Raw genomic sequence first — 250 nt, 5'->3', positions numbered from 1 at the left:
ACGACCGGCATCCGCCGCCCCTTCATGGCCCGCCTCATTCCCGACGACTGGAAAAGCCTCGCCGCCACCGGCGCGGCCGAACGCGAGCGCGAGACGCTCGCCGCCCTCGAACATGCGCTGCCGGACACCTACACCGTCTATCACGGCGTGCACTGGACGCGTGCCGATCAAGGCTTTTCGGTGTTCGGCGAAGCGGCGTTCGTCGTCGTGAGTCCGGCCGGCCGCGTGCTGCTGATCGAGCAGAAGGCCG

1 pseudogene is annotated in these 250 nt (G+C 69.2%); it reads left to right on the top strand.

What is annotated here, in order from left to right:
- Positions 1-24 precede the first annotated feature (24 nt).
- Positions 25-250 (top strand): annotated as a pseudogene (locus SB751_RS33585) (nuclease); the annotation flags it as partial.

The organism is Cupriavidus sp. SIMBA_020 (assembly GCF_046535395.1).
GTDB classification, from domain to species: Bacteria; Pseudomonadota; Gammaproteobacteria; order Burkholderiales; family Burkholderiaceae; genus Cupriavidus; species Cupriavidus campinensis.
The sequence above is the reverse complement of the archived record's forward strand: the minus strand, read 5'-3'. Positions and strand labels throughout refer to the sequence as shown.